Annotated in this window: 20 protein-coding genes; 17 read left to right on the top strand and 3 right to left on the bottom strand. The window is 50.5% G+C overall.

All coding sequences use genetic code 11. The features are described from left to right. The first annotated feature begins 752 nt into the window (after nt 1–752). The gene (locus AC4IE8_RS05515; protein WP_490790510.1) at nt 753–1,013 is read left to right on the top strand and encodes a hypothetical protein; all 261 of its coding nucleotides are present in this window, start codon (nt 753–755) and stop codon (nt 1,011–1,013) included. 238 nt (nt 1,014–1,251) lie between these two features. After that, nucleotides 1,252–1,683: a hypothetical protein gene (locus AC4IE8_RS05510; protein WP_490790509.1), complete on the top strand. Its 432-nt coding sequence runs from the start codon at nt 1,252–1,254 to the stop codon at nt 1,681–1,683. Nucleotides 1,684–1,766: 83 nt separating this feature from the next. Here the strand turns inward: AC4IE8_RS05510 and AC4IE8_RS05505 are convergent, their stop codons facing one another. Together AC4IE8_RS05505 and AC4IE8_RS05500 are read right to left on the bottom strand one after the other, a co-directional pair. Further along, complete coding sequence (locus AC4IE8_RS05505; RefSeq protein WP_068990179.1) at nt 1,767–2,666, bottom strand: rhodanese-like domain-containing protein; 900 nt, start codon at nt 2,664–2,666, stop codon at nt 1,767–1,769. An 818-nt stretch (nt 2,667–3,484) separates the two neighbouring features. Beyond that, complete coding sequence (locus AC4IE8_RS05500) at nt 3,485–4,324, bottom strand: MipA/OmpV family protein (RefSeq protein ID WP_068990185.1); 840 nt, start codon at nt 4,322–4,324, stop codon at nt 3,485–3,487. A 412-nt stretch (nt 4,325–4,736) separates the two neighbouring features. Between AC4IE8_RS05500 and AC4IE8_RS05495 the strand changes: the two genes are divergently transcribed. The 15 genes from AC4IE8_RS05495 (at nt 4,737) to AC4IE8_RS05425 (ending at nt 19,131) form a co-directional block, all read left to right on the top strand. Continuing rightward, nucleotides 4,737–5,489, top strand: coding sequence for a pentapeptide repeat-containing protein (locus AC4IE8_RS05495; protein ID WP_071891799.1), 753 nt, complete (start codon nt 4,737–4,739; stop codon nt 5,487–5,489). Nucleotides 5,490–5,740: 251 nt separating this feature from the next. Beyond that, nucleotides 5,741–6,079, top strand: coding sequence for a hypothetical protein (locus tag AC4IE8_RS05490; RefSeq protein WP_490790508.1), 339 nt, complete (start codon nt 5,741–5,743; stop codon nt 6,077–6,079). Next, nucleotides 6,079–7,530, top strand: a complete 1,452-nt coding sequence (locus AC4IE8_RS05485) for a metal ABC transporter solute-binding protein, Zn/Mn family (RefSeq protein ID WP_068990187.1) — start codon at nt 6,079–6,081, stop codon at nt 7,528–7,530. The genes AC4IE8_RS05490 and AC4IE8_RS05485 overlap by 1 nt, the downstream gene beginning before the upstream one ends. 321 nt (nt 7,531–7,851) lie before the next feature. Further along, complete coding sequence (gene nosZ, locus AC4IE8_RS05480) at nt 7,852–10,149, top strand: Sec-dependent nitrous-oxide reductase (RefSeq protein WP_068990190.1); 2,298 nt, start codon at nt 7,852–7,854, stop codon at nt 10,147–10,149. Between the two features lie 186 nt (nt 10,150–10,335). After that, entirely contained in the window at nt 10,336–10,659 is a 324-nt protein-coding gene (locus tag AC4IE8_RS05475; protein ID WP_490790507.1) for a c-type cytochrome, read from the top strand. 173 nt (nt 10,660–10,832) lie between these two features. Further along, nucleotides 10,833–11,582: a c-type cytochrome gene (locus AC4IE8_RS05470; protein WP_490790506.1), complete on the top strand. Its 750-nt coding sequence runs from the start codon at nt 10,833–10,835 to the stop codon at nt 11,580–11,582. 4 nt (nt 11,583–11,586) lie between these two features. After that, a complete protein-coding gene (locus tag AC4IE8_RS05465) occupies nt 11,587–11,763 on the top strand; it encodes a hypothetical protein (RefSeq protein WP_490790505.1) in 177 nt (58 codons plus the stop codon). Further along, nucleotides 11,753–12,946 (top strand): hypothetical protein, encoded by a 1,194-nt coding sequence (locus tag AC4IE8_RS05460; RefSeq protein ID WP_068990194.1) that lies wholly within the window; start codon nt 11,753–11,755, stop codon nt 12,944–12,946. The genes AC4IE8_RS05465 and AC4IE8_RS05460 overlap by 11 nt, the downstream gene beginning before the upstream one ends. A 115-nt stretch (nt 12,947–13,061) precedes the next feature. Beyond that, on the top strand, nt 13,062–14,432 hold the full coding sequence (gene nosD, locus AC4IE8_RS05455; RefSeq protein WP_490790504.1) for a nitrous oxide reductase family maturation protein NosD: 1,371 nt from the start codon (nt 13,062–13,064) through the stop codon (nt 14,430–14,432). 14 nt (nt 14,433–14,446) lie between these two features. Beyond that, a complete protein-coding gene (locus AC4IE8_RS05450) occupies nt 14,447–15,337 on the top strand; it encodes a 4Fe-4S binding protein (RefSeq protein ID WP_068990195.1) in 891 nt (296 codons plus the stop codon). 1 nt (nt 15,338) lies between these two features. Beyond that, a complete protein-coding gene (locus tag AC4IE8_RS05445) occupies nt 15,339–16,313 on the top strand; it encodes a NapH/MauN family ferredoxin-type protein (protein ID WP_068990197.1) in 975 nt (324 codons plus the stop codon). Nucleotides 16,314–16,317: 4 nt separating this feature from the next. Continuing rightward, nucleotides 16,318–17,199, top strand: a complete 882-nt coding sequence (locus tag AC4IE8_RS05440) for an ABC transporter ATP-binding protein (protein ID WP_068990198.1) — start codon at nt 16,318–16,320, stop codon at nt 17,197–17,199. A 37-nt stretch (nt 17,200–17,236) separates the two neighbouring features. Further along, nucleotides 17,237–17,734: a nitrous oxide reductase accessory protein NosL gene (locus AC4IE8_RS05435; protein ID WP_490790503.1), complete on the top strand. Its 498-nt coding sequence runs from the start codon at nt 17,237–17,239 to the stop codon at nt 17,732–17,734. Between the two features lie 16 nt (nt 17,735–17,750). Continuing rightward, nucleotides 17,751–18,578, top strand: coding sequence for an ABC transporter permease (locus AC4IE8_RS05430; protein ID WP_068990204.1), 828 nt, complete (start codon nt 17,751–17,753; stop codon nt 18,576–18,578). Between the two features lie 43 nt (nt 18,579–18,621). Beyond that, nucleotides 18,622–19,131: a hypothetical protein gene (locus AC4IE8_RS05425; protein WP_490790502.1), complete on the top strand. Its 510-nt coding sequence runs from the start codon at nt 18,622–18,624 to the stop codon at nt 19,129–19,131. A 5-nt stretch (nt 19,132–19,136) separates the two neighbouring features. Here AC4IE8_RS05425 and AC4IE8_RS05420 read toward each other — a convergent pair whose 3' ends face one another. Then, a complete protein-coding gene (locus AC4IE8_RS05420; protein WP_068990211.1) occupies nt 19,137–19,802 on the bottom strand; it encodes a c-type cytochrome in 666 nt (221 codons plus the stop codon). Between the last annotated feature and the right edge of the window lie 12 nt (nt 19,803–19,814).

Below are 19,814 nucleotides of genomic sequence, written 5' to 3'. Positions count from 1 at the left end.
ATCAGAATTATGATTTACCGTCTATCCTCTCACCCTTAATCCACAACCGTTCAACCGTCAAACGTTTTCAGATCGTAAAATATCAATCTCAGATAAGCGTGTTGGATCGAGACGAATGAACTCATTCTCACGCACAGGCAATTGGAAGGGTTAGGCATGGAAGGAATTAATCAACAATGTTCTCAAGTTACTTACAGTACTACAGATGGACTCTATATAAAGTCATTACATCAGATTCTCGGGCTAGGGGTTATTCAGAACACTCGGACTGGTTGACGATTCCAACCATTCTGTTCGGATGAGTACACACCACTTCCTGAAAATCGTTTTGCTCAGAGGCTGTGTGGTCGTTAGATAGCTCGATAATTTTGACTACCCATTGTGGGGGTATGTAATCCATTTACCACCTCAGTTATCAAGACGAGATTGGTAACTCGACTTGGAATCCATAATAGCCTGTTTATTAGGATATTAATTCATATTAAGCTACTCTCGGTAGGTAGTTCGGTGTGGCCTTTGTACGAGTGATAGGAGATTACATTCTCTCGGTTTGTCCATTTTTAAGATAGTGACTATTAACTTCACGTCGTCGCCGGTATTGAAGGTCACTTCAATGGGCAATCATGATGGTACCGCCTAAAGTCGCCGGTTGAATGTCAACTTGCTGCCAGAGGTGACCGGGAGCGGCTATCTTACCCTGGAGGTTGGGGGAGGCTGTGTCACTGTCCAGGCCGTGGGGGGCAATCGGTTCAATGCCTGCACCTGAGCTGTTTGGTTACATTTACCACTACGGCTTGCTGGAATTTACCCTGCCCTGTGAAATCTCCAATATCACCGCCTACTACCATATACCCGGTTTGACCTCTCTTGTGGCTGGCGTTTGCAGACAGGCTGGTCCGGGATTTCTGCGCGCTACGCGGCCGATTCCCAGTCTTTCCAAGCTGGCGGTTCTATTGCTTGTCATGCTTGTCGGCGTTGTAGCTGTTGATTCGTTCAAACGGGTCTTTCTCTAACCAGTCTCTGGTCAGGTATCGGTTCTCACCAGGGGCATTGACCCCGCTGGTGTCTATTGGATTTGCAACAACTCGGTGTTCGTCTGATCGCTGACCAGTACAATGAGGCCAGCTGACAGCCCCTTGTTGGTTCATTCTGAAGGTCTGTTTTCCATTTCGGGGTGCGAAATCTCGTTCAGCTTCCGTTAATACGCCCTCCCTTAAGCTCCATAGTACAGACACAATGATGGAGCTAACAATGAAACATGCAGCAGCGATTACTTTCTCAACATTGATCCTTCTCTTTTACGTCGGCACATCTTCGGCAATGAGCAATGCCTATGAACAAGGTTATGACGCTGGTTATAGCGATGGTTTGGAAGATGGCTATGTCAAGGCGTACAAACGCAGCTATCGTGAGGGCTACCGTGATGGCAAGGATAGATACTACGGCACGCACTCGAAAAGGTCATTCGATGAAAAAGAGTACATACGCGGTTACAAAGTCGGTTATGAAAAGGGCTACAGAAAAGGTACCAGAAAGGGTGATCGTCATGGCTATGAAGATGGTTATGAACAGGGCAGTATCGATTCGTTACGCAAAAAGATGAGAAAGAAGATGCGTCGTAAAAACTGTTACGACAGTCACCTGTATCTTGGTTCCGGAAGAAGATACAAGTGTTATAACTGAAGGTTTTGATACTCTGGTCAGCCTGTCTTGATCACGAGTTTCAACCCACCTGAATCGAACGGTGATCCAGGTGGGTTTTTTAGTCAGGGTAGGTCGTAATAGCCCATCGCGTCAGCTTCTGCGTTGATCAATTTTCTTTTCATCTTGGTCGTATATGGCAGGCTTTGGTGGTAGCGCCATCCATCCTTGTCATCACTGCTAATGGTGCCGTCATTATTCAAATCGAGGTCATAGGCGATAAAGCCCTTTGCCATGGAACCGTCAGCAAGGGTCAGATCTGTTAATGTCTGATCATCGCCGACAACGTAGCGACTGCCGCTGGAGCTGATGATCCCAGCCATGGGTTGACCGACGAATCCCTGCCAGATATTAGAGACATTTTCATAGCCTCTATCCTGGTAAGTGGCAAAGCAATCATCATATTCACTACCGGTATAGCCTTTAAGATCGCAGATTGTCGTTGGCTTGGAGATAATGTTTGCCACAAGCACGCTGCGAAAGCCGGTTCGGCACAGCGTGGCGATCGGTGTTTGCTTGTCTTCGATTTTCTCTTCAATCTGTAAAAACAGGCTCTCCGGATCCTGTCGTACCTGATAGACCGTACCACTGGCGCAGGCACCATCTTCCGTCCTCAGGTTGTCGGCACACTCTCTGTAGATCCTTGGGTATGGCATGTGAATGGCTTTTTTAGGATGACCCATACGATATTCAGTGGCATCTCTGACATCGATGATGGTGATTTTTTCATCTTCATCCTCTTTTTCCGAATCATCATCTTCACGTTGCTCTTTAAGTTTTCCCAGCATACCTAAATAGGCTTTGGCAGCACTGATGTCCTGTTGATAGAAACGCTCCAGATAGTATCTGTTGCCATCAGGCTCCCCATCCTGTGCGATCGCCAGATTGGTCGCGGTGATGGAGGTAGAGAGGAATAGGCTGGCAATGATGTGCTTTGCCGCTTTTTGACTTGGATATGATCTCATCCTTATCTCCCTGTTATATTGATTGTTTTTGGTTGATCCCTAAGGTTGATGCGACTGTATGTGGCATGGATGGCTAGCTCAATAGAGTGGATTGAAACTGCCATCCGCATACGAGGCCGCGTGGCGGGACAACATGGTCAAGCTAGCTCAGGATTATTAAGAGCTGCTTAATTATTTGTCTTCAAAAGACCTACTCTTGATGTGAGTATCCAGGAGGTTCCTTCGATAGGGGCGTTTGCAGTCAGTGTCGTCGTGTTCCGTCGAATGGATCAGAAGGATCGGATGTTTGCTGCCTTAACAGCTTAATAGCAAATTTTTCGGGTTAGAGAGTTGGCCGATATTTGGCCTTGCCACAGCCGGGATTCTTGATCAACCCTCTTCATCACCAATCGGCTCATGCTCAGAGGTGGCGACCATGCCGATCAGTTTCTCCAGGTTGAGAAACAGGCAGAGTGTTTTTTCATGTCTGAGGATTGAGATGATGTCGTTGAATCGACTAATCGGAAAATGGATGACTGGTTTGTCTGATTGCAGTCTGTTCTGAGGTGGTTTGACGTCATCCTTGTGGAATATCAGTTCGCCGATTCTGACGTTGTCATGGAAACAATAGATTACGGCCTCATGTTTATGACCGCTGTATTGCCAGATTTTGTAGGAGTCAAAATCCTTTCTTATTGTCGCTATGGTCTGTATCCGCCTCTATCTTATATTTAATGGAGCCTAGGGTCTGTTAAGGTGAGCCTGCAAATCTACCCAAGCTGAGAGCCTAAGGTATCAGATTATTTCTGGCAGACAAGGGTTGTGCCAGTGGCCGGTTATCAGTAGTTTTCCACATTGACCCGCGTCTTCGATTCACTGATCACCCAGCTCACGGCTACCCCGATTGCTGCAAAGCTATCCTCGGTGAGCAGAGGGCTATCTTCGAAGACGGCATCACTCAGAGTGTCATAACGGACAAATGCGCCAACCCAGGTGCGCTCAAAGCGTTTGGATAGGGTGAATAGAAACTGACTGCCACTGTAACCCCCACTGGTTTGATAGGCCGGTCGCTCACTGGTCGCATATTGGGGATCGACTCCGTAGAAATAGTCGTGTTGATCCTCAGTGGCATAGATTGGCCCGGCGACAAAGCCAAGATTCCAACCCGGCAGTGCCGGCAGGTCGGTGATATCCAGATTGAGTCTGGGTGAGAAGACCCAGCCGATGGACTCTGATGAGCGTTCAACTGTAAAAGCGGCGCGGGCAGGCATACGCAGTCTAAGTGAACGTGTCCGGTTCTCGTTGCGCCATAGGGTGAGGTCGATCTGGGGGCCGAATTCAAAGGTGGTTTTGAGGTCGGGCATTCCCTCGCGGGCATTGATATCGTCGCTGTTGGTTGGTGGTGAAGCGGAAAAACTCAGTGTCAGATCAACCAGCTCCGAATCGAACAGGCTACCGCGGATGCCGTGCCGGTCAGCCTTGAGAAAATCACCGTGATAGACGAAGTAGGGAACAGGCAGTAGAAAGTTGTGCGTCTTGTCAGAACCGCGATAGGCCGGAAAGCTCATCGCCCCTATGCCAATGCCGGCTTCCCAGAGAGGTTTCTCCTCCGCGATGCTTAGCCCTGGGGTTATCAGCAGAGTGAGCATGATTGTTCGTAAAACAGTGCTGTTTATCATTAAAACATTCCCGAAAGAGACTGATGTCCTGTAGTAAGTCAGCCAGTGATGTTGCTGTTGTATGTTATAGAAAACTCAATGCCAAATTCTGACGCTGAGGTAGCATTTCTCGAAAGTGGCACCATTCTATCCTGTAGCATTGATTTGCGTAACTCTCTTTCTTCGTCATGGCATCAAGCAAGGGATTTGCGAATTAAGGTGATCGAGAATCATCATGGGGTGGCCGGGTGGTTGTGGATTAACTGGTTGAACCATTGTTAATCAGGATTGCTTGAAATGGATAAGCTTCGATTACGCTCTGTTGTACAGGTTTCCTGTCATTGTCTTCTACCTTTTCAAAAATCGTCCGCCTGCCTATAGTCGGTGAATGAGTGTAGGCTATTACCATTGTCGCTTCTCTGTTGGAGGAAAGGTGATTAAGCATATCGTGCTCTCCCTGCTGTTGATCGTGTCATCACAATCACACGCTGAGAAGACCTCTCAGACCATGCCAATGGGGAATTGCAACAAGCCGCTCCCCCGGCATGACTATACCCATTGTGATTTCAGCGGCCGGGATCTCACCGGTGTCGATCTGCAGGGAAGTCGGTTGAGTGGCGTCAATTTTCAAAATGCCAAACTGATTGACTGCAACCTTTCCCAGGCAGACTTGGCCAAATCCGATCTGAAGTGGGCGATGCTGTCCGGTTGCAAGGCAGACAATGCCGATTTCTCAGATGCTGATCTATTCCACACCAATTTCGATGAAACCTCGCTCAAACAGGCGGATTTCACCAACGCCTATCTTTTTGGCGCCAGTATCAATGAAGCGAATGCTTCTGGCGCCAATTTTTCCAATGCAAATATGAAAGATATTTCAATGGAGGAGAGCCAGCTGGACGATTCTCTATTTGACCGGGCGTTTATGATGAGGGCCGTTCTGATTGGCAGTACCCTCAGAAGGGCGAAGTTACGACAGGTTGTGTTGACCGGCGCGGCTTTGGAGCAGGCGGATTTTTCCCAGGCGGATTTGAGCGGCTCGCTGCTGAATGGGGTGGCCCTGACCGAGACACTTTTCAGGGAAGCGAACCTTAAGGGTGTACGATTTGTCAATGCCCGGGTACAGTCTGTCGATCTGAGCGGGGCCACAGGGGTTGGCGATGATTTCCCAGGTTTTATTCAGTGAACCATAACTGGTTGTAATAGTTGAAAATATCCCCAAACACTGGGGGGCAGAACTATCGGTAGCTTGATATCTATCAAATCCCTATACCTCAGCTTGAGGTTTAATAGTTCATCAACGCAAAATCTGTCCAAATCGGAGATGTGCCTGCGTCCGGCAAGACTCTGTAAGATCCGGCAACAGACGGATGGTTTGAATTCTGCTTGCACCAGGTAGGATTCGTGTTAACAGGCCCTAGTTAAGGATCTGAAAAGATGCTCATGATTCCGCGTATTCTGATGCTATTGTCCATTCTGTTCGGCGTGGTCCGGGTGGAAGCGGCGAGTGATGACCAGTTGACTGCCATTCGTGCACTGGGGAGTTTGAATGGTGTCGCTCTGCATTGCGGCAGGCTTGATCAGACACAACGGATCAAACAGGCCTTGGTGCTGGCACTGCCAAAACAGCGGCAATTGGGAGAGTTGTTCGATTACCAGACCAACAAGAGCTTTATGGCATTCATCAACGAGAAGCGTACCTGTCCTGCAACGGATACTTTCAATCAACAGGTTGATATGGCACTGGATAATCTCAATGCGGTATATCCAAGGTAATGAGTAATATCGAAAAATATCCCCTGATCCCATTGTTGGTACTGCTTATCGCGGTCTTCTGGCCGCTCACGGGGGGGGCTGCAGAAGATCAGGATGAGTTTCGGGTTGTGGTGACGATCAAGCCACTGCATTCCATCGTGGCGGGCCTGATGGTTGGGGTCGGTAGACCTGAACTGCTGATCGACGATAGCCAATTACCCCATCAGTTCACCCCGTCGCCGGATCAGCGGTTACGTATGCAGCAAGCCGATCTGCTGTTCTGGGTCGGTCCGGAGCTGGAGGCGTCACTTGTCGAGACCATACGCCAGTTGGGCAGCAATACCGAGGTCATCGAGCTGCTGTCCCATTCAGGTCTGAAGGTATTGCCGTCTCGTCATCAGCCGCAACAGCGTGATCCCCACTTCTGGCTGGATAATCGTAACCTGATGATTATGTTGAACGATCTGGCTAGTCTGCTGCAGCAGATGGACGCAAAACGAGCACATGTCTATGAGCGTAACCGGCAGACCGTATTGGCCCGGCTGGCCCGCATCGATCGGGAGTATGAGTATGGCTATCGGGGGATGAAGGCGGGATTGGGCATTCAGTATCATGACACCCTGCAATATTTTGAGCAGGCGTATGCCCTTAAAGTTCTGGATTGGCTGACAGGTTTGCCGACACAACACGCCGATGCCAAAGGGTTGCTGCGGGTACGCGAGAGGATCGTTGCCGGCGAGGCGGTCTGTCTGTTATCGGAGCTTGGTTTCCCAAATCAACACCTTGCACTACTGACTCAGGAGAGTGATATCAATCATGGTATTCTGAACAGCTTCGGAATTGGCTTGCCACCTGGTCCAGATCTCTATTTCACACTCATGGAACATAACACGGATGAGATAAAACGCTGTCTGAATGCTGACATGGTGCGAGCGAAGCAGGCAAGGAGTGCTGCGCAACAGGAGAGGCTACACGCCACCGAGGGCATCGGTAGAGGGACGTTTCTGCTCACTGACCATCTGGGCAGGTTGGTGAGTAATGAGAGCATGCTGGGTAAGTTTGCGGTTGTCTATTTTGGCTATACCTACTGTCCGGATATCTGTCCGACCTCATTGCAGATTCTATTCCAGGCGCTGAATGAACTGGGCGCTAAATCCGACCACTTTCAGCCCTATTTCATCACCATCGATCCGCAGAGGGATACTGTTGCGGTAATGAAAAACTATGTCGAGTATTACGACGAAAGGTTGATTGGCGTTACCGGTTCCCCAGAAATGATTGAGCGGGTTGCCAGTCAGTTCAAAGCGAGATACGAGCGGGTAGAGGAGGCGTCAGGGGGGGCTGGTCTCTACCTTATGGATCATACCGCCAGTCTCTATCTGCTCGATCCGCAGGGTCGATTCATTACCAAATTCGCACATGGGATTTCCCCTGTGGAACTTGCCGCAAAAATGCGCGACCTGCTTGAGTAACCAGCCGTCTTCAATTGAGCGCTCACCTCTCGTTTAAATAAATAAAATTTATCCTGACGGCCGACAACTGAATACGCATAGTAGATTTTCGGTAATTTACTTTGATCGAGACCACTTATAAATAGGTATCTCTCGTTTACCTCTTAGTGGTTACTTGCCGTGCAAGCTTCAAGCGGAATAGGGTGATATCACCTAATATAGTTTCGATAGTGTGTCATTTGACCTAAATCAAAGAGATTACTTGGTCGTTTGATGAATATCTTTCAGTCGGCATATCGTCTGATATGCACTTCTCATTAATAATCATGGGGACGGGGAACGATGAACAATAGTTTGAAACGTATATCCGCATTGGGCATAGGTTTGGGGATCGGCTTATTAGCCGCAACCAATGCATGGTCCCAGTCGGCGCTTGAAGAGGTCATGAAGGCGCGCGGACTATCACAGCAGGATCTGCTTGCAGCAGCAAAAACCTATACGCCAACGGGAGGGCGTGATGAATATCTGGCCTTCAGCTCCGGTGGACAGAGCGGACAGGTCATCGTTTACGGTATCCCCTCCATGAGGATACTCAAATATATTGCCGTTTTTACACCTGAGCCCTGGCAGGGCTACGGCTTTGATGATGAATCGAAAGCGGTTTTGGCCCAAGGCAGGATACAGGGTAAGGATATCAACTACGGCGATACTCACCATCCGGCTTTTTCTGAGACCAAGGGTGAGTACAACGGCCGTTATCTCTTTATCAACGATAAAGCCAACCCACGTATGGCGGTCATCGATCTGCATGACTTTGAGACCAAACAGATCGTGGTCAATCCATTCATGAAATCAGAGCATGGTGGTGCATTCGTTACCCCGAATACTGAATATGTGATGGAAGCTTCCCAGTATGCTGCACCGTTTGAAGATGAATTTGTGCCGCTGGAAGAGTTCAACGATAAGTACCGCGGTGCGGTTACCTATTGGAAATTCGATGATAAAAAGGGTCGCCTCGATCCATCTCAATCGTTTACTTTCGAATTGCCCCCTTACAGTCAGGATCTCTCCGATGCGGGTAAAGGTCCATCCATGGGGTGGGGTTTCACCAACTCTTTCTGTTCGGAACGCTATGTCGGTGGTATCGAACGCGGACGTCCTCCCTTTGAGGCGGGTTGTTCACAAAAAGATACCGATTTTCTGCATGTAACCAATTGGAAGAAGGCTGCCGAATTGGTTGCTGCCGGTAAGGTTAAAAAATCCAAGGGGGCATACATGATCCCCATGGAGCAGGCAGTGAAAGAGGGCTTGCTCTATCTGATCCCGGAACCGAAAAGCCCGCACGGGGTTGATGTCAGTCCCGATGGCAGTCATATTATCGTTTCCGGTAAGCTTGACAGTCATGCTTGGGTCTATAGTTGGGAGAAAATCCAAAAAGCGATCAAGGATAAAAAGTTTGAAGGCAAAGATCCATACGGTATCCCGATCATTGCAATGAAAGATGCGTTGCACACTCAGGTGCAGGTAGGACTTGGTCCTTTGCATACCCAGTATGATGCCAAAGAGTGTGTCGTTTATACCTCGATCTATGTCGACTCCATGGTAACCAAGTGGAACTACTGTGAAGGCAAGGTACTGGATCAAATACACATCCACTACAACATCGGCCATCTGGTTGCGATGGAGGGTGATTCCGTATCACCGGATGGTAAATATCTCGTCTCGCTGAATAAGCTTGCCATCGATCGTTTCAATCCTGTCGGCCCTCTGCATCCGCAGAACCACCAGTTGATCGATATCAGCGGCGACAAGATGCAGTTACTCTACGATATGCCTCTACCCTTGGGTGAACCTCACTATGTGGTCGCCATTAAAGCGGACAAACTGAAACCTGCCGTACGCTACAAGTCTGGTTGGGATAGTCGCTCTGACAAGAAGTCGCCTTACAAGACACGCGCCGGGCGTGAGAAGGTGGTACGTGGTGATGATGGTGTCGTGCATGTCTACGGTACTGTGATCCGTTCTCATATCACTCCGGAGATCATCGAGGTGGAAGAGGGCGAAACGGTATCCATTCATCTTACCAATCTGGAACGTGCAGAGGATGAGACCCATGGTTTTGCGCTCTACGGTCAGAATGTGAATCTCTCGATCGAACCGGGTAAAACAGTCTCGGCAACCTTCAAAGCGGATAAGGCCGGTGTCTATCCCTACTACTGCACCGAGTTCTGCTCTGCCTTGCATCTGGAGATGCAGGGGTATCTGTTAGTCAAGCCGAAAGGGTATGTGGCCACAACTACCGAGATACAGGAAGGTACCAAGTATACCCAGGCTGACTATGAGAAGCAGGTCAAGACCAATATCGATACCCAGGCGGTTATCGATTCTGTAGTCGGTTTCATCACCAGCCACAACTACAAAGACTTCCCGGAAGTCGTTGCCCTGGTGGAGGATGCGACCGACCAGCTCGGTTTTGCCGAAGAGGCCAAGAAAAAGTCTGAAGGCTTTGCCGGCAAGGGTGACTATCAGAACGCCACGCTTTGGGCAGGCCAGTGGTGGCAGTATCAGGTCAAGACGGCAGATCTTGGGCTGCGTGCCAAGACCTTCCTGGAAGAGCATGGAGCTAAGAAGGTCAAATAGTCAGCACGGTTTTGTGCATTGAAGAAGAAAGGGGTCTTAGGGCCCCTTTCTGCGTTTAACCGAATAATACGCACAAAAATGGCAAGGTTTATTTTGGCTCTAACTGAACTTAAATGGCTTGCTTCATGTGCTTTTTTCAGTTCCCTCATCGGAACATAACCACTCATTCTAAATGAGGAAATCAGTATGTTGAAAATTGTAAATCTCACATTGATCGGTATGACCCTGTTAGTTGTTTCCGCAGTCTCCATGAATGCACAAGCCGCTGATGGCGCGGAGCTCTACAAAACCAAAACATGCTGGTCGTGCCATGGTAAAGATGCCAAATCACCGATTATGCCGGTCTATCCCAAGCTTGCCGGACAAAATGCTGACTATGCTTACAATCAGATGAAGGATATCAAGGCAGGCGTTCGCAGCAATGGTCAATCTGCCGCCATGAAAGGGGTAATGGGTTTGGTCACCGATGAGGAGATGCGTGCAATAGCCGATTGGTTGAGCACACTCTGAACCGACCACTCAGATACGTTATCCGGGCGATAGAGTTTGATGTATATCAAAGTAATCTAATATACCCCGTGACACACTGTGTGCGTTATTGAGGTAATACTTTTTTATATACTGGCGCCCAGGTACGAAGCTAACGGATCCCCATGCTTTTCAGGGGAGTGGAGAAACGAATCATGAATGTTAAACCGATGATCAAATCAGTGACCATCGCCTTGGGTCTACTTGCTTGTGGCGGTGTTAGCGCTGGGTGGAACGAAGCAGGAGGCGAAAAGGACGAGGCGATGCTGTTGACGCCCGATCGTGAGCGGGGCATTGCTGTGTATGAGGTCTGTTCTGCCTGTCATCTGTTGGAAGGCTGGGGCCTTTCAGATGGCACTTTTCCTCAGCTTGCGGGCCAGCACCGTAATGTCTTGATCAAGCAGTTGGCGGATATCCGTGCACAGAACCGGGATAACCCAACCATGTATCCATTTGCTTTGGATGAACAGATTATGGCGGCATCCGGGTATCATGCCGGTGAGATCAAGCCCGCTCAACTGGTTGCCGATGTCACCGCATACATCGCCAAATTGCCGATGAATCCTGAAAACGGCAAGGGTCCCTGGAACCAGCTGTTCCCTGAATTCAGTCAAGGGAAGAAGCTCTACGATGACAACTGTGTTCAGTGTCATGGTGCGATTGGTGAAGGTGATGGTGAAAAGTTCTATCCGAAAATTCACGGACAACACTATGCTTACATGTTGCGTCAGTTTGAATGGATTCGTGATGGCAAGCGTCGTAATGCCAACCCGGAGATGGTAGAGCAGATCAAGAACTTTTCTGACAAGGACATGCAGATGGTCATCAACTATGTATCGCGTATGCCGGTACCCAAGGAGCTGCTTGCGCCTTCCAAGGATTGGCAGAACCCGGATTACGACTAGCGCAGTGAGCGCTGCAGTTCGCTACAAGCTGAGCCGGCGCTTACCCGACACCCTCAGTGTTCTGGTGGTAAGTGACAGGCAGCAGTCAGGTTGGGTGATCGGCCCAACCTGGAAGCTGCTTACAGAGACCCACTACTCATACAATCTTTTTTCTTTTCTAGAGAACCACTATGCCGTCTAAGCAAACGCTTCAAGTTGCCGTGCTCACCCTGGCCGCACTGGGGCTTCTGACTGTTGTTTTCTACACCCCGATCTGGTGGGTATCGTTGACAGCTCCAAACTATCCGGCCGAGTCCTTTCCGGATGGTGTGAGAATTCATTTTCATATGAATGGTGTATTCAACGGTTGTGAAAAGCAGGAGAAGGCGGAAATCGTCGAAGACGAAGCATTGGACTGTGTACATGAGATGGACACCATCAACCACTATGTGGGTATGTATCCGATAGCGGCGGGTGGTCCTGTTGAGCGTGGCTTCGGTCAGTTTCTGATGGTATTCATGGGTGTCATGCTGTTGGGTTTTATCTGTATCAAGCCGAGGATACGAGTCGCGATACTGAGTAGTGGTTTTGCCGTTATCGCGGTATGGATGGGGCTTGCTTTATATGGGGATGGTGGTTTCAAACTGCTGAATACCGGTTATATCAGCGCATTGGTAACTTCATTGGATCAGGAGGCGACCTCTGAGAGCAGTGAACCTGAGATCGTGATTGGCGGTATTGCTGGGGTGCTCAAGGACTCTTTGGAGGAGTCGGGTGTGGAGGTGATCCTGCCGTCTCAGGTGGAAAGGGCGCAACGGGAACAGGCAAATTCGGGGGATGTGGAAAAACTTCATCTCATCGAGCAGCTTAAACTGACCTATGATATCGATCAGGTGAAATCCGATGAAATGGCGCCGTGGAATGGCAGTGCCTTTCAGGTCATGTCCTGGCACTACGCGAAAAGTCTTGGTCGATATTTCAATAACCAGGAAGAGATTGTGCCGATGGTGAAGAATCTCGAACTGGCTATTCATGTCGTTTTTGTCGCTTTGCTGGGTGCTATGCTGCTGGTGATATTCGGTGCGCGTAAGAATGGTGGACTGTTTTACTGGCTCCTGGTGTTGGTGCCGATTGCATTGCCGGTTATTTTCGTCATAGATTACTCAGCCTGGCTTTGGTGGTATGGACATACCCTGAATGACATGGGGGCATTTTCCGTAAAACCGTTCATGCCCACAGTATTTGGCGACGGCAAGGTTGCGCAGTTTACGACTCACTCCTATCCCTATACGGGATTCGGTTTGATGGTGCTGACTTCGTTGGTACTGGCAGCCGCGGCATTGGTACGATTCAAGCAGTTCAAACAGGAGCAGGAGAAGTCTTAATCTGATTTAGAATTGTGAATTGATCGGTTAGTCTCTGTAACGGATGAATTCACAGTCGAAGATCAATTTTCACGGCCAACCGTTTTCGGGTGTTAAATTGGTTATTGTTTTTGCAGTGTACAGACAGATCCTCTTATTGGCGGCACTTCTGCTGCTCCTGCCTGCAACTGTGCCTCATGCTTTTGCGGCGTCCGAGAGCTACCCCTCTTTTCAGGCCCTGGTCGATGATACCGAGCCTGGCGGTATTCTGATTCCGCCTCCCGGAACCTATGCTGGGCCGGTAACCATTAGTGATGCCATTACGGTGGATGGACAGGGTAAGGTCACCATCGATGCCGGTGGAAAAGGATCAGTTATCATATTGGATACGGACGGCGCCACGATTAAGAATCTCCGTCTGACCAATTCCGGAGAGTCGCATAACACGATCGATTCAGGGGTGCAGGTACGTGGCGACTTTAATGTAATCAAAGACAATGTGATCGATAATTGTCTGTTCGGCGTCGATCTGCAACAGTCGAAAAACAATATCGTGCGTGCCAACCGAATCTCGTCGAAGCCTTTCGATTTGGGCATCAGGGGCGATGCGATACGTCTTTGGTACAGTTTCGATAACAAGATCACGGACAATATCATCAGGGACTCCCGTGATATGGTGGTTTGGTACTCACGGGATAATCTGATTGCACGTAACGATGCCCGGGGAGGTCGTTACTCCCTGCACTTCATGTATGCTCAATACAACGAAGTGGTTGGCAATCATTATGAGGATAACTCCGTCGGTATCTTTGTCATGTACAGCGATGGGGTGCATTTGAAAAACAACTACATCGCTCATGCCACCGGTGCTACTGGAATGGGTATTGGATTCAAGGAGACCTCGGATGTGGTGGTGACCGGTAACCAGGTTCTCTATTGTGCCACAGGGCTCTATCTGGATGTCTCTCCCTTTCAGCCCGATACCGTCAACCTTTTTGAAGACAATCTGGTCGCCTACAGTGGCATTGGGGTGCTTTTTCTCAATGATTGGACCGGCAATACGCTGAAAAACAATCGATTCAAAGGCAATATCACTCAAGTGGCGGTTTCCGGTGGTGGAAAAACAGCGAACCGGAATAGTTGGCAGGGAAACTACTGGGACGACTATGAGGGCTTTGATCAGGATCAAGACAGGGTCGGTGACAAGCCCTATGAACTGTTCAGTTATGCCGACCGAATCTGGATGGATGTACCCTCGGCACGTTTTTTCAAAGGTTCTCCGGTTCTCGAAGTCATGGATTTCCTGGAGCGTCTCGCACCATTCACTCAGCCCAATATGCTGGTGCGTGATAAGCAGCCGATGATGACGGCTGAAGTGACTCAGCAGGTAGATCATGTTGCTGACAGTCAATCATCTGATTCAGCTGACTCCGAGGTGGAAATTCAAGCGGATACACAAAAGACATTTGATGCCTATCGTGCACTGCGCGAGTCGCTCGGGCGTTAAACGAGAAACATAGTATGAGTGACAAGAAACAACCCGTGAAAAAAAACAAGCGACCGATGACGCCTAGACGCAAAGAGCAGAGCCGCCGGGAGTTTCTGCGCTCCTCAGTGTTGGCTGCCGGTATGATTGGTGTCTCAATGTTGGGATATGTTCCTGTCTTGCAAGGGACCTCGATACGTCTGCGTCCCCCCGGCGCATTGAAGACGCCAGACGATGAGCAGCAGTTCTATGCCTCCTGTATCAAGTGTGGCCAGTGTGTTCAGGTCTGTCCGGTGGAGGCGATCAAGCTGGCCGATCTGCTTGACGGATTCGGTATTGGTGTACCCTATATCGACGCCAGGGAGCAGGCGTGTGACTTTTCATGCGACGGCCTGCAGTGTGTATTGGCCTGCCCGACCGGCGCACTGACCCATGACCTGGATTATCCCGCCGATACACGCATGGGATTTGCCCGGCTGGCAAGACCCAAGGCCTGTCTGGCGATGCAGGGAAAAGGCTTCAAAGGCCAGGCGCGAGGTGCCGACTACAGAGGATTGCTGCGTTACGAAGAGATCGATCGTTGGAATCCCATCCCGGTGTCGGAGCACCCCTATGACCTGGAGATCTGTGATCTGTGTGTGCGCCAATGCCCGATCGAAATACGCATCACCCAATGTGAAGCGGCAGAATCTGAAAAATCTGATCAGCCGGTTGCAAGGGTTGCACAGCAGATGGGTAATGCCTGCCCACCAAAACACGCCATCACACTTGAACCGATGGATCAGGGAGATGGTGTGTTGCGGATGAAACCGGTAGTACAAGAAGGGTGTGTCGGATGCGGTGTGTGCGAAATGATCTGCCCGGTGGAGAGTGCGGCTATTGTGATCGATTTGGACAACAACGCCGATACGGTTAAGGAGTCCTGAGATGAGTTATATCAAAGACTCGATCGCGCATCTGATAGGTAACAAGATTCCACGCCCTTCGAAAGAGGAGAGGAGTGCGGAAGTTCAGGCTATCTACGCAGGTAAAAAAGGCAAACTCTCCAAAGCGGATGTGGAAGCGGTACGACATGCACACAAGAGCACCTTTCTCAGTAAGTGGCAAAAGCGTCGATGGGCGACCCTGATCCTGGTCAACCTGCTGTTTGTGGCCTCGTTCTATTTCGATGTGCAGTTGGTGGAAGGTGCATTGACCGGTGCGCGTGTGATGGGTTTTCACTTTGCCGATCTGAATGCCGCCTTACAGGTTGCATTGGCCTACAAACATATTGTGCTCAACCTGGTGATCGGTATTGTCACGGTATTTATGATGTGGCTGCTTTTGGGAGGGCGGACATTCTGCTCCTGGGTCTGTCCCTACCACTTGCTGTCAGAGTGGGCCGAATATCTGCACCTGTGGCTGGTGAAAAAACAACTCGTCAAGAACCATACCTTCAATCGCAAGGTGCGCATTGTCTTCTATCTGGTCTTCGCTCTGTTGGCATTGCTCACCGGGTATACCGTGTTTGAGACGATCTCACCAACCGGCATTCTGAGCCGCGCACTGATCTACGGTCCCGGCGTGGCCCTGATCTGGGTGGGGTTGCTGCTATTGTTCGAAATCTTTTATTCCCGCCGTGCCTGGTGCCGTTACGTCTGTCCCATCGGGGTGACCTACGGTGCGGTGGGGCTGTTATCCCCCGTTCGGGTCAAATACAACGCTGAGGCCTGTCACCATGAGGGTGACTGTCGTAAGGTCTGCCTGGTGCCTCATGTACTGGAGCTGACCATCCGTAGCGGTGCACGGGACGTCAATCAGGATGTCTCATCCGATTGCACCCGATGCGGCATGTGTGTCGACGTCTGTCCAACCGACTCTCTGACCTACGAGGTCAAGGGACTCAGCAAGATGTTGAAATGAACCTATGATTCAATTTGAAAACATCGTCAAAAGTTTTCGTCGCCATCAGGTGCTGAAGGGCATCAACCTGACCATTGAACGTGGTCAGCGTGTCGCGCTTGTGGGTTCCAACGGCGCCGGAAAAACCACCCTGATTCGTTGCCTGTTGGGTGAATACACCTGTCAGGGCCGGGTTCTGGTGGATCACAGGGATCCCAGGCTCTATCGTCGCGAGGTGCTCTCCAAGGTCGGTTTTGTACCGCAATTGCCGCCGCCTCTGCGGATGCCTATCGGGCAACTGATCCGCTTTGCCGCCAGTTTGTGTGACTCCGACCCGCAACGGATGTTCAGGGTTGCGGAGGAGTTGGGTTTTGATGCACAACAGTTTCACAAGCAGCCATTCGTTAAACTCTCCGGCGGTCAGAAACAGAAGTTGTTGATCGCCATTGCCTTGGGTCGGGAGAGTGAGCTGTTGGTGATGGATGAGCCCGCGGCAAATCTCGATCCCCAGGCGCGGCATATCTTTTTCAAGTTACTTGCCGAGAAAAAAGATCACGCCGCGATGTTGATTTCAAGTCACCGACTCGATGAGGTGGCTGCGTTGGTGAATCGGGTGATTGAGATGGATCAGGGAGAGATCGTGCTGGATGACAGAGTGGCCGACCTGGTGGATCTCTCATCCCGTCTCTATTGCCGGATTCGTCTGATACAGGCGGAAGAGGCGTTTGCAAAGGCGATCGGTGAGTGGAGGTTCACTGCATCAGAAAACGGGCAGGTGTGGGAAGGCTACATTGCCGGTCCGGACCGTTTGCGTTTTCTCGGCCTGCTCTCTCGTTATGCGGCACTGCTCTCCGCCATGGAGATCAATGAGGTTGAGCAGCAGGAGGCATCAATCAATGTGGTTTAGAGGCTGTAAGCCTATCTGCCTGTCTGCATGTCTGCTGATGCTTGTTGCCTGCTCCGGTGATAGTGGTACTGGCCCCAAAGAGGTCAAGTGGGACAGAGATGCCTGTGAAAGGTGCCGAATGGTTGTAAGCGATCGCTATCACGCAGCACAGATTCGATATTTCCCACCCGATAAGAAACGTTCCGAGGTGGCGATGTTCGATGATATCGGTTGTGCCACCCTCTGGCTGGCCAAGCAACCCTGGGAAGATGATCCGAAAACCGAGATCTGGGTTACCGATCATCGAACCGGAGATTGGATCGATGCCCGCAAAGCCACCTATGTGAAAGGCAACCTCACGCCGATGGAGTTTGGTCTTGGCGCACAGTTGGAGACTGCTCCCAGTGGGCTCAGCTTCGAGCAGGCCAAACAACATATCATTCAGGTGGAAAAGCGTTTCGATCACCATGGGGTGCATCTGATGGAGCGTCTGAAACAACAGGCAAAGCGACGGCAGGGTGCAACAGGGCAACCACCGACTGGGGCAGTCGACTGAACAGGAAATCTATCCTATGCGATACCTTTGGCTGGCAGCATATACCGATATCATAGAGTCACTGCGGGCACGCTGGTTTATGGTTTATGCCATGGTGTTCGGCGGCCTGGTGGTTATTCTGTTCGCATTCGGCCTGGCGGAATCCCGGATTATGGGGTTTACCGGCCTATCGCGACTGTTGATTACCTATATTCAACTCTCGATGGCGATATTGCCGATTTTTGTATTGATCACCACGGTACGCTCGGTGGCTGGTGATCGGGAGGCTGGGGTCTTCGAGTATCTGCTCTCCCTACCGATAACCCTCGGGGCCTGGTTTTGGGGAAGGGTATTTGGACGCTTTTTTGTGGTCTTCCTGCCGGTGTTTGTGGCGATGCTGGGCGCCACGGCCTGGGGTTTGCTCAAAGGTGTGTCGGCTCCCTGGCATCTGCTGATCTACTATACCGGCCTGCTGATGGCTCTGGCCTGGTGTTTTCTCGGCATCGGTATGTTGATCTCCACCTTGGCTCGCAGTGCTGATGTGGCCCAGGGGGCCGCCTTCGTCGTCTGGCTGACCCTGTTGCTGTTTCTCGACCTGATTCTGTTGGGAGTGTTGATTCAGGAGCAATTGCCACCGGAAACCGCAGTCGGTATCGCCTTGGCAAATCCGATGCAAGTGTTTCGTACTGCAACGATGATGCTGTTTGATCCACAGTTGGTGCTGCTGGGTCCGACAGCTTATGTGATACTGGACAGTTTCGGCCAGGCCGGCTATATCGCCTATGCCATGCTCTATCCCATCGCACTGGGAACAGTTTGTGCCGGCCTGGGATATCAATATTTCAAGCGCAGTGATCTACCCTAGAGCATGAGTGCGTTTAGTCGATGACATGACAGGTGAGTGCACAATGGCAGTAGAGAATAAGTGGCAACACCAATTGTGGATCCTGGTCGGTCTGTTGGTGATTGCTGTGTCTGCTGTTGCGCTCTACAAGGCACAGCCAATTCTGTTTCCTGAAGTGATCCGGTCAGGGGAACTTGATCCCGACTGCGATCTTCGTGCAGGCCCCTGTGTATCCCAACTCAATGATGCTGTGCGTGTCAGCTTTGCGATCGAACCACGGCAGATTCCTACGGTAAAACCACTGCAGCTGCAGGTCTCTCTGGAAGGTATGCAGGCTGAAAAGGTTCAGGTCGATTTTGCCGGCGTGGATATGAATATGGGGTTTAACCGAGTGACCTTGAATGCCGCTGGAGCCGGTGAATTCAAGGGTGACGGTATGTTACCGGTCTGTGTTTGGGATGCGATGGAGTGGGAAGCCAAGGTGCTGATAACAACCGGGCAGGGGTTGATCTCCATGCCGTATCGCTTCATTACGGTCAGGCCAGGGATTCCGCTGCCCGGGAGTGAGGAATAGGTTGGCTAATCATCCAGAATAGAGAGATAGGCGAACATGTTGGTCAGTTCCTGATCGCTGAATTCCGCCAGTAACTCATCATCCGGAGCCTCTTCATCGTGGATGCGGATGCCATTACGGTATTTCTTGACCTGTCGCCAAAGGTAGCTGGTGTATTGTCCTGCCAACATCGGCACGGCCTTTTCCTTATCCCCCATGCCATCGCGTCCATGGCAGGATGCGCACTCTTTGCGGTACTGTTTCTTGCCCTTCTGAATGTCCCCCGGGGCACGGGGGATCTGCATCAGGCGCTTTGAAGCCAACAGACGTTCGTAGGCATTGAAATCCTCAGCGGTTTCATCCACAGGGGGGAGTTTTGTTTTCAACACGATTTGTGAAAGGAAGTGGGAAATATCCCGAATATCTTCATCCGGCATCTGCCGGTGGTCGACATACTCCACCATAGCGAGATTGGGGCGTAGCCGGTCCCTGAACAGATGCAGTTGTTTGGCTAGGAAAGCGCTCGGCATACCGGCAAGCCTGGGGTATTCTCCCTCTTTACCACCCTGACCATATTCACCATGGCAACCGGCACAGACTTCATTAATCTCCTCGCCATTTTCCAGATCGATGGCAAGACTGGATGCTGGTAGCAAAATCATCGCAAGAATCAGTTGCTTGGTGATATGCATAGTCGTTTTCTC

This window comes from Candidatus Thiodiazotropha sp. AKAK2, assembly GCF_058244685.1.
This window is presented reverse-complemented; position numbering and strand designations above follow the sequence as displayed.